Genomic DNA, 10,057 nt, shown 5'->3' on the forward strand with positions numbered 1-10,057 from the left:
ATAGTTGCTTATAAGATTTTTTGATGGTATCTTTAGATTGGGTCATGAAGTCCGTCCTAACTTATTGGTTTTGTCACTTATAAGTTTAAGGCTTCATGGCCTTTTTGGTCTAGTTATTTTGGTGTTGCACTTACATTGTAAATCCGGCCATTAGGATTTAGGCTTTACAGCATTAAATTTATATGCTAAAATTTAACTTTGTGATGACAAGTCACTGATCACGATATTCCGCTGCTGCGGTTGCGGCAAGAATGTCTGTAGAAAAGGAGAAATTTTCATGAATCCATTAATTACAGAAATCACTAAGGAACAATTACGTTCTGATATCCCAACGTTCCGCCCTGGGGATACCGTACGTGTTCACGCCCGTGTCGTTGAAGGCACACGCGAACGTATCCAGTTGTTCGAAGGCGTTGTTATCAAACGTCGCGGTGAAGGCATCAGCGAAACTTACACTGTTCGTAAAGTAAGTAACGGTGTCGGCGTTGAACGGACATTCCCGATCCACACACCACGTGTTGCTAAAATCGAAGTTATTCGTTTTGGTAAGGTACGTCGTGCTAAATTATACTACTTGCGTGCATTGCACGGTAAAGCTGCTCGGATCAAAGAAATCCGTCGCTAGACTTTATACGAAAAGTCGTCCAGAAATGGGCGGCTTTTTTTATTTGAAAAATATTTTTAATAAAAAGCTTGCTATGGAGTGCGGACTAGGGTTTAAAGTATAGACATTGAGTGAAGTTAGTTGGATAGCCAATCAATAAATGGAGGATTCAAAATGAATTTATTAGTTTTAGCAGCTAATGGGCAAATCGCCCGCATCGTGGAACAACGAATTTTAACCGAAGCCAAATTTTCCGCGGTCAACTTAACCTTAGTTTTGCGCAATAGTCAGCGGTTAAACGATTTGGCCAGCGATCCGCGGGTCACGATCGTCGACGGTGACATTGCTGACGCCGCAACGCTCAACCAAGTTATGCTGGGTCAAGATATGGTTTACGTCGCGGTGGTCGATCATGGTAGGGCCAATGCGATCACGAAAAATACCATTAGCGCCATGCAGGCTAACGGCGTTAACCGGATTATTTCCACCAGTTTACTCGGTCTTTACAACGAAGTTCCCGGCGAATTTGGACGCTGGAATTTGTCAATGGTCAAAAGCGGCTTACAGGCCGCAATTGCTGCTGATAAAAAATTGGCGGCATCAGGGTTAACGTACACTACATTACGGTTACCGTGGTTAAATGATCGGGATGAAGTCAAGTATACCGTCACGACAAAAGATGAAACTTTTGTGGGCGTTTCTGGTTCACGCCAGAGTATTGCCGCTGTGGTACTGAATATTGTGGCTGACCCCAACTATGGCGCTAATGACAGTTTAGGTATCGCTGACCCCGCAACACAAGGCCAAGCGCGCCCAGTTTATTAAAGACAAGGAGTGATCAGGTGACGGTCAAACTTTATATTGCTTCCAGCAACGGTTCTAGCCGCAACGCCCGGGCATGGTTTCAGCACCATCAGATTCCATTTACTGAGCGTAACATTATGGTCCAACCGTTAGATCAAAATGAGGTCAAGCATTTATTGCGGATGACGGAGAATGGTACTGAAGATCTGATCTCCGTGCGCTCGCGTATTTTCAGTAAATTAAAAATAAACCTGGATACGATCTCGATCAGTGAATTAGTGGCGTTGATCGCGCAGCATCCTGATCTACTGAAGCGGCCGATCATGTTCGATGAAAAACGATTACAAATCGGCTACAATGAAGAAGATATCCGCCGGTTTTTACCACGGCAGACGCGAAAATTAGAATTGGCTAAATTACAAGAAAAACTAGCAATTTAAGCAAACGAGTTAAAACTTTTATCCCAGTGCTCACACCAGGGTTTATGCTGTGGTTAACTTGAAATTTAGGAGGTTTAACATGAACAGTAAAAAAGTATCTGAGTTACTTGATGTTTCCATTGATACGTTGCGTTATTATGAGCGCGTTGGCGTGATTCCGCCGGTGTCGCGGGATAAGAATGGTTATCGGAATTATCAAGACAATGATCTAAACTGGATCTTTTTGGCCAAGAGTTTGCGCAACGCTGGTATGTCGGTCGAATCGATGATCGAATTTGCCACCTTGGCCCAAAGTAAGGATGATGTAACGGCAGCGCAAAAAGAAGTGCTCCATGAACAACTGGAGCAATTAGATGCGAAGTTTGCTGAACTTGAAAAGACGCGGAATCTGCTTAAATATAAAATTACGACGTACGACGAACATTTGGCCAAGTTTAAGTCTGGTGAAATGAACGTGGACAATGTGGAGCAGTTATGGAACATGCGCCAATTTAAAATGAACGAAAAAAATAAATAAATTGAGGAGATCTTAAATATGACAGTACCAACTTTTAAATTAAACAATGGTGTCGAAATGCCCGCCGTCGGTTTCGGTGTCTTCCAAATTGAAAATGGCGGCACGAAACAAGCCGTACTTGATGCAATCGCTGCAGGTTATCGCTTGATCGATACGGCGCAAGCTTATGGTAATGAAGCCGAAGTCGGTGAAGCCATCAAGGAGTCCGGCGTTGACCGCAAAGAATTATTTATCACCACTAAAGTTTGGGTCAGCGATACTGGCTATGACGCAACCAAAAAAGAATTCGCCGCAGCTTTGGAACGTTTGCAATTAGATTATTTAGACCTATTCTTGATCCACCAACCTTACGGCGATGTTTATGGTTCATGGCGAGCAATGGAAGAACTGCAAAAAGCCGGCAAGGTGCGCGCTATCGGGATCTCAAACTTTAACGCTGATCGTTTTGTCGATCTGAATTTGCACAACGAAGTTACACCACAAGTGAACCAAATTGAAATCAATCCGTGGAATCAGCAAGCTGCTGAAATGAATTGGCACACTAAATTAGGGATCCAAGCTGAAGCCTGGGCACCGTTCGCTGAAGGCAAGCATGATTTATTTACTAATGAAGTGCTCAGCCAGATCGGACAAGCACACGATAAGGGCGTGGGCCAGGTCGTGTTGCGCTGGTTGTACCAACGCGGGATCGTCAGCTTAGCTAAATCGGTGCATCAAGAACGGATGCTTGAGAACATCAATATTTTTGATTTTGAATTATCTGCGGCGGAAATGGATCAGATCACAGCGCTAGATGTGAAAGAATCCGCCTTCTTTGATCATCGTGATCCAACAATGGTCGAACGGCTTGGCGGCGGCCAATAGGCGGTATTTTTAAGCGAAACTATATTCTGATTTAAAAAACATTAAAGCATTGGTTAAAGAAGAAGCATTCAAATTATTTTGATTTCTTTCTGAAGTATGCGGTTATATTAACTCGTAAACAAATTCAGTTTGGTTCCATTCCGGCGCCAGTGGACAGAACGAGTGCGACTTGAACTTGGCGATTTTCGCATTAGTTCAATCGACAACGGGGAAAAAGCTCTGTTTAGCGAAGATGATCTAGTAACTAATACTTGCAAAGTAGTGTTTTAAAAATCGAGTGACAGTGGTCCACTGGCGACGCCATTCCAGCAAGCAATAACTGAACGTTCAACTGTTAATTGTTTAAGTGGCAAAAGTTAGGCAGTTAGAACGTAAAACACCGGCAAAACAGTCAGAAACTGTTTTACCGGTGTTTTTATGTGCATCTGATCTGCTTTAAAATTGCGAATCGCTAACAACTGCCGGTTAATCCTAATTGAACTAACTAAGACAATTAAACTAACCAATTAAATAGTGTTCTAAAACTACCAAGGTGGAATGGAGGCGCTGGCGTATCACCGTCGCTCGTTCTTAACAACACTATTTACAAGTATCGCAATTAGTACTTATTTGCTAAACAGAGCTTGCTTCCCGTTGTCGATTGGACTATTGCCGAAGTGCGGCAAGTCCAAGTCGCAGCTGTGTCGATGGTACTTGGTGACCGTATTATGGGCGCCTAGTACCATGCGCGATTGACAAGATCCATTTTCTTTTCCGATTGGGTTTAATTGGAAATAAAATTAGCTTGCCAACGCGCCACGCGTTCCACACGCCAGCGCCGGAATGAAACCAAACCAAATCTATTTACGTGTTAGTATTACCGCCGAACTTTAGAAAGCGGCATATTTTATTTGAGTACTTCTTTTTTGCTAGCTATATGCCGCGCCAGTTAGCATTTTCTCTGGTAAGGAATTAATTAATCAGATTGCTAAAAATAATATTGTTTTATTAGATAGTATAATTTATAATTCTATTATGTATTAATATGAATTATCTAAACTGTATCAGTAAATAGTAGAAAACCATTAGCACACTTGGTAATGATAAGCTGATTTTTATTGTGCGGTAGGCTGTGTTCGTGCGGATACCGCCTTTTTGTTGGGCCTATTTTTCTACTGAAAGCAAAGTCTGTAATAATCAAGTGTCATATTTTTAAATAGGAATAAGTTACACTCGTGAACAAATTAAGCTAAGGATGGCATTAACGGTGAAGACAGCAAAGAAAAAATTAACGTTCAAAGAAATTAGCACGACGTACGCCGATTTTTGGCGCGGCTATTTTAAATTTAAAGGGGTGACTGGAAGACGCGCGTACGGTATCACTTTTATAATTAATTTATTGATCATCGCTATTCTTGGCGTTCTGTTTCTGTGGTTTGTTGGTTGGCTGTTATTATCTCAAAATAATCCAACCAGTATGTTAGTTTTTTATAGCATTACGGCGCTGCTTGCTGTTTGGGTGATCGGTAGTGCTTTACCGCAAATAACGCTGACGATTCGACGGCTACGGGATGTTGGCCTATCATTTTGGTGGTATCTCGCCAAGGTTGTATTAATGGGTTTGGTTCAATTGTCCAATTCTTATGGCAATCTACTTGGTTGGGTGATTGAAATTGTTTTCTTGTTTATCATGTTTCGACCCAGTCACTCGTTTGGCCACAAACTAGCAACAGCGAGGACATCAAAAAATACTATTCCGGCTGCAGAGCAGTTGACTAGTGCCGACAACGAGCAGGCAAGCACTCAACAAGATTTGAATGTACCGATCACGAATCCACAATTAGAACAGTATTTTGAATTATTAGCGGATAAGCCGCAGGAACAAGCTGAAGCGCGCGAAGCTATTTTTCGCTATATTGCGGTGACGGGCCACTTTTTATTGGTGGTGAAAACTGACGCAGCAATTGATGGGCAAGCCACTACCGATATGCTCCAAAAAGGCAGCAAATTTAGTTTTCCTTTATTGACCAATACAGCTAATGAAACGCTGCTGCCTATTTTTTCAAATTGGGCTGAATTGAGAACGTGGCAACAACGGCCTAGTGATCAAGCGTTGGTCGTTGGCTTTGAAGACATTGCGGCGATCATACTTGATCACGATGATGCTGGCCTTAGTCTTAATCCGTTCACGAAAAATTTTGTGATTGGTCGGCAGCAGATCAAGCACATGCATGATCAGAAAAATATCGAACAACACGGTCACACCACTGATGTGATCAAAAAAGCGACGGAGATGCAAATTGGTGAACCAGCCGATTATCCGACGGAAATGGTGGCTGCGCTGAAAGCACAATTGCCAGCAATTACAGACGTCAAGCAAGTTTGGCTACAGTGGGCAGTACGTGATGGCGAAGGGAGCTATTTACTATTGCTTGATCACACCGGTGACCGCGCTGCTCTCACAAAAAATTGGGGCAATCGTCACGCCGTATTCACAGGGGCATTATGTCGATATTGTGGAAAGTCAGTCCTTCGCTGCGGCTTTAGCAATTGTAGACCCAATTTATACGCGGCACTAATTCAGACAGTTAAAACTTAAAAAAAGATCATATAAAATGAAGAAGGAAAACTAGTGAAAATGCCAACGGAAAATAAATTCTCAACCGATTTACCGACTTTGCATACAGAAATTGCCGCTGTCTTACCGAAACCTGGGGTGCTCAAACGGGCACTAGATATGGAAACGATTCTAGATGATCTATTAGCGGTCATCATATGGCTGGGAATACTGGTTATCGGTGTGGTGATGGCGTTTCAAGGCCGCTTGATTTTCGGTTATTCAGGGATCAACGTTGCCCAGTTAAAAGCGTATTTTAGCGTGCTCGGGTTAATGGTGACCCTATTTGCCGCCAAACCGCTGGTGCTAATTTGGGTAGCGGCCATTCTGGTGAAATTAGGGCTGATTTTCCGCCGTGGGCTGATTCGTCGCAATTTGTTAACGGCGCTGCAACGAGATCCAGCCGCATTAAAGGTGGGCGTTGCGTATCCAATTAACGCGGAAAATGCGGTTATCATTCGCCAACCTGAATCGCAGCGTTCATTTAAGCAGGCGCTAAACGCGTTACCAAAAAAGCAGCAACAACAATGGGAAAAAATAACCAGCCAGCGAGTCAAGGATAGTTTGGGCGACTATAAGGCAACCGGCTATGACGCTGCGGCAATGAAGCAGTTTATTCAGACCAATTTCACAAATGAGTTCGTTTTTGTCGCTGTTTTATTGCAGCAATTTTCAAAACCTTTTTATTGGCCGTTTCAACCGGCGGGCAGCAAGGCGGTTTTCTACTTTCAGCAAGGCCGGCATCTTAATTACGTTTTACATAATATTGATGCCAATGGGGCCAAACGCAAAGGGGCCACAATGACGCTACTGCAGCGCTTGTTTAGGCATAAGCGCTAAGATGATGAGAAGGATTAGGTATAGTATGCTAAAAAAATTAATAGCAGCCGCCGTATTATTACTTTTGGCGTGGCTAATGATCCGCGAAACAGCAGCGTTTTATCTGCTAAATGGTGCCTACTTTTGGTTTGCTATTTTTACGCTTGGGCTGTATTTACTACCATTCATCACACCACTGTACCATGTGGCACTACCGCTGCTGAAGCGCGATAACCGCAAATGGGTCGCGCTAATTTTGTTGGTGGTCAGTCTGCTTAGCGGTGTCGCTATTTTGAAGTATAACTTGCCTTATACTTACACGGATGAAGGTGGCGTTGGCAAAGCAGCGGTGAATCAATTTTCCCGCTGGCTGGGCATCGGCAGCGCTGGCGTATTAACGGTGATCGACGCTATTTATTTAAGCCACGATTGGCAGTTGAGTTTAAGACCTGAAGCAATTAGACAAGGTGTAAAGATAATTGTTACTAATATTGGTAGCAAGCACTCAATTACTCAAAGACGTGAAAACCCTAAATTAGTGAAGCGCTACTTAATTTGGCTCAATTGCTGTCTACCCTATATTTTGTTGATCAGCGGGGAAATTATTTTGTATCTTGTGCCCAGTAGTGTGACGTGGGCTCTACAAATATTGTGGGTTTATGTCACCGGTATTTTATGTTTATGCGTCCAAGGTATTAGTTATTTACGGGTTAGATCATATTTGCAAGGTTTGAAAATAAAGCGTCAGCTAGCCATTATTTTCAGTACGATCATTATTTTATTTATTGCGGCTTGGCTATTTTGGCTGTTGGCGATCAAATCGATCGCCGCAACTGGCTTTCTGGCAGCATGTTTATGGTTTTTAACGCTGGTTATTGGTCCATACATTGTATTGCCACTGCTGTCAGGTTTGGCAGTTAGAAGACTGAAAAAAAGTGCGAGGAATCATTGATGAAAAAGTTACAGTTAAATAAAAGAGAAATTGCTGAGCTAATTCTATTTATGATACTTCCGACCATTGGTTTTTTAGTGGATCTAAAGATGGACAGCGCTAACTTTCACGCACGTTTTTTATATTTTGATAGTGGCCGGTATCCAGGAAATAACTTTAATAGAATTTTTGGTTTTTTGATCTCTGGTCTCGCAGTTGCGGCTAAGTATATCTACATTGATCTCACCACTAACCCGTATAAACGCCGAATAAAAATCATTGTGCTTTTGGTACTTTTACTAGGCGTACTGTATCTTTTTCAGGTTGAAATCACTGACTTAACTGGATTTTTACAATATTTGCAATAAAGTGAGGAAGAAAAAATTGAAAATATTACAGCGGGACGGATATGAAACATATCCTTTTCACGGAACCATTTTTGTGGGCTGATTTAACCGGCTTAGAAACGGAAGATAAATCAATTCATTGGTTATTGTTAGTACCGATTTCAGATGCTGAATTTAAGTTTTTGCAAAATAACGGTAGTGAGGTTCTGGAAGATAAATTTGTTGCGGAACAAATTGATATTTACGATTTGGGTAGAAAGTCGGTTATTTAACGGACATTAGCAATTTTAACAACGAAAGTAGGTCAAACACCAAATGAAGATCAGCAAACTTATTACACGCGCTAAGCAGCATAAATTGATCTGGTTAGCCGGTTGTCTGGTATTTGTTGTGGTATTAGTTATGCTGACTAGCTATTTGCGTCAGCTAACAAGCGGGTCAGTGAATCTACCAGAATCCGGTAATTGGGAGGAAGTTGAGATGGATCGTGCGTATGTCTATCGCTTTCGAAATGGTAAAATCTATCAAGATACTGGTGCCCTTAATCAAATTGTCGGATCTTATACTGGTCACGGCAATCATATTGAAATAAAACGTGATAAATCTTTCAATCGGGTTAGCTATCCTCATTTTATTACTGGATATATAACGGCCGATGATGAAACTTGGCATCAGGTGGCAGTTTTAAAAGGAACAATTGTTGAAAATAGGAAAAATAGCCTTGCAATCAAGTGGACGACTTATTTCAAAGATGGTTCTTATGATAAGGCTTGGCAAGATGTCTACCATTATCGGCGCGTTGATAAACATGGTAATTACAGCAAGTAACAGGGGGTTAGTCAATGGGCTTAAAATGGAATTTAAGTGAAAATACTGTAGCGGCCGCCGGTTTACTTGAAAAAGGTTGGCCTGATGCCAGTATTCAGGCTTACGCTCAATACATTGAGCAACAGATGGAAAAAGAGCTAGCTGATGATCCAAAATGGTCGCACACCGCGGCCATAGCAGTAATGACTAGAAGTACTGATCTAGTTGGTTCTGGTATTTTCCAGGCAATGTGGCAAGCAGACAAAATTGGCGCTGGGGATGTTAGTCATGGCCAACGTAAGCTAGCTTTGTTAATGAAAATAGCTGGTATGGTGGGTTACGAGCATGGTCTTGATGGAACTAGGCAACAAACTAATGCGTTATTAAAAAACTTTGGCAATATCGCGCCGCAAAGTAGGTTTTGGGCTAATTTAGCAAGAACAGTTCAGATCGCGTTTCCAAAGGGGCTAGAAGCAGCTGAAAACCAGGAATTGGCTCGACAAGTTCATCAATATCGTTATGTGATCGCGGCCCAACAAATCCGCTATGTGCGGGATAATTATTCGGCTGCTGGTCAATTGGATGATCAAGCGGCGTTAATTAAGTATTTGCGGACGCTAGATAAGGCGCAGTTTTCGCTGGCTGAATCGGCTAGATTACATCAAAAAATCGATCAAGCTGGCAATTATCCCAGTGATTATAAATATGCCAATTTGAAAATCACAGTGGGGTTCAATTCAGAATTTATTCTGGCCGGTAATGGGCACTTGATCAACGAAATTGATTATTTAAATGAGCCGGAACAGAACATTAATGGCCTAGTAAATGGCGCTAGTTTCAATTATGCTGCTTTCAACGATTATCGCCCAGCAACGAAACAATTATCCGCACATTACAAGCTGGATATGCGGGTTGGTAAATTAGATCCGGATTTTAGAACCGCGGTGCTAGCTCAGTATTACCCACCTAAAGATACGGCAACCTATAAAGATAATACGAATGAGTACGCTGTCAACGACCAAAGTGCGTATGACCGGGTAAAGGCTTATAAAAGAGAGATAGCGACTAAGTTAAAGGCTGACAGTAAGAAAAAATATCTAAAAATTGCAATTATAATGATCATTTTATTTAGTTTGATAGGATTAGCAGTAAAAAAGCATGTGGATAAACAAAATGAATTCCCAAATTGCAAGAACAAATTAGCCACACGATAAATCCTATTAAATCAGTATTTTCATTAATATTCATATTTTATGGGCTTAACTTAACCGGCGGAAGCAGCGGAGAAAAGCTCTTTGGGTGTTTGATAGCCAGTTTGCCGGCGCGGT

General features: G+C 41.9%; 11 protein-coding genes and 1 pseudogene. All 12 read left to right on the top strand.

The features are described from left to right. The first annotated feature begins 277 nt into the window (after nt 1-277). Nucleotides 278-625 carry a 50S ribosomal protein L19 gene (gene rplS / locus EKM76_RS11470; protein ID WP_125550762.1) on the top strand — a complete coding sequence of 116 codons (348 nt, stop codon included), beginning with the start codon at nt 278-280 and terminating at the stop codon, nt 623-625. 153 nt (nt 626-778) lie between these two features. Beyond that, entirely contained in the window at nt 779-1,429 is a 651-nt protein-coding gene (locus EKM76_RS11475) for an NAD(P)H-binding protein (RefSeq protein WP_125550763.1), read from the top strand. A 17-nt stretch (nt 1,430-1,446) separates the two neighbouring features. After that, entirely contained in the window at nt 1,447-1,848 is a 402-nt protein-coding gene (gene spx, locus EKM76_RS11480) for a transcriptional regulator Spx (protein ID WP_125550764.1), read from the top strand. 79 nt (nt 1,849-1,927) lie between these two features. Further along, nucleotides 1,928-2,365: a MerR family transcriptional regulator gene (locus EKM76_RS11485; RefSeq protein WP_125550765.1), complete on the top strand. Its 438-nt coding sequence runs from the start codon at nt 1,928-1,930 to the stop codon at nt 2,363-2,365. Nucleotides 2,366-2,383: 18 nt separating this feature from the next. Beyond that, on the top strand, nt 2,384-3,229 hold the full coding sequence (locus tag EKM76_RS11490; RefSeq protein ID WP_125550766.1) for an aldo/keto reductase: 846 nt from the start codon (nt 2,384-2,386) through the stop codon (nt 3,227-3,229). 1,246 nt (nt 3,230-4,475) lie between these two features. Then, nucleotides 4,476-5,807, top strand: a complete 1,332-nt coding sequence (locus tag EKM76_RS11495; protein WP_164507646.1) for an enhanced serine sensitivity protein SseB C-terminal domain-containing protein — start codon at nt 4,476-4,478, stop codon at nt 5,805-5,807. Nucleotides 5,808-5,840: 33 nt separating this feature from the next. Continuing rightward, nucleotides 5,841-6,665, top strand: a complete 825-nt coding sequence (locus tag EKM76_RS11500) for a DUF4064 domain-containing protein (protein ID WP_125550768.1) — start codon at nt 5,841-5,843, stop codon at nt 6,663-6,665. A 25-nt stretch (nt 6,666-6,690) separates the two neighbouring features. Then, nucleotides 6,691-7,596 (top strand): hypothetical protein, encoded by a 906-nt coding sequence (locus EKM76_RS11505; protein WP_125550769.1) that lies wholly within the window; start codon nt 6,691-6,693, stop codon nt 7,594-7,596. Further along, nucleotides 7,596-7,943, top strand: a complete 348-nt coding sequence (locus EKM76_RS11510; protein ID WP_125550770.1) for a hypothetical protein — start codon at nt 7,596-7,598, stop codon at nt 7,941-7,943. Before EKM76_RS11505 ends, EKM76_RS11510 begins: the two co-directional genes overlap by 1 nt. A gap of 35 nt (nt 7,944-7,978) precedes the next feature. Next, a pseudogene (locus EKM76_RS11515) lies at nt 7,979-8,194 on the top strand (suppressor of fused domain protein); the annotation flags it as partial. 43 nt (nt 8,195-8,237) lie between these two features. Beyond that, complete coding sequence (locus tag EKM76_RS11520) at nt 8,238-8,750, top strand: hypothetical protein (RefSeq protein ID WP_125550772.1); 513 nt, start codon at nt 8,238-8,240, stop codon at nt 8,748-8,750. Between the two features lie 14 nt (nt 8,751-8,764). After that, nucleotides 8,765-9,943, top strand: coding sequence for a DUF3114 domain-containing protein (locus tag EKM76_RS11525; RefSeq protein ID WP_125550773.1), 1,179 nt, complete (start codon nt 8,765-8,767; stop codon nt 9,941-9,943). Nucleotides 9,944-10,057 lie beyond the last annotated feature (114 nt).

Origin of the sequence: Loigolactobacillus zhaoyuanensis (assembly GCF_003946385.1) — a bacterium.
In the GTDB taxonomy this organism is placed as follows: Bacteria; Bacillota; Bacilli; order Lactobacillales; family Lactobacillaceae; genus Loigolactobacillus; species Loigolactobacillus zhaoyuanensis.

Bases quoted from the DNA above. Each gene is read 5' to 3' on its own strand.
- EKM76_RS11520 (WP_125550772.1), top strand. From the start codon at position 8,238: ATGAAGATCAGCAAACTTATTACACGCGCTAAGCAGCATAAATTGATC.
- rplS (WP_125550762.1), top strand. From the start codon at position 278: ATGAATCCATTAATTACAGAAATCACTAAGGAACAATTACGTTCTGAT.
- EKM76_RS11490 (WP_125550766.1), top strand. From the start codon at position 2,384: ATGACAGTACCAACTTTTAAATTAAACAATGGTGTCGAAATGCCCGCC.
- EKM76_RS11485 (WP_125550765.1), top strand. From the start codon at position 1,928: ATGAACAGTAAAAAAGTATCTGAGTTACTTGATGTTTCCATTGATACG.
- EKM76_RS11475 (WP_125550763.1), top strand. From the start codon at position 779: ATGAATTTATTAGTTTTAGCAGCTAATGGGCAAATCGCCCGCATCGTG.
- EKM76_RS11525 (WP_125550773.1), top strand. From the start codon at position 8,765: ATGGGCTTAAAATGGAATTTAAGTGAAAATACTGTAGCGGCCGCCGGT.
- EKM76_RS11505 (WP_125550769.1), top strand. From the start codon at position 6,691: ATGCTAAAAAAATTAATAGCAGCCGCCGTATTATTACTTTTGGCGTGG.
- EKM76_RS11510 (WP_125550770.1), top strand. From the start codon at position 7,596: ATGAAAAAGTTACAGTTAAATAAAAGAGAAATTGCTGAGCTAATTCTA.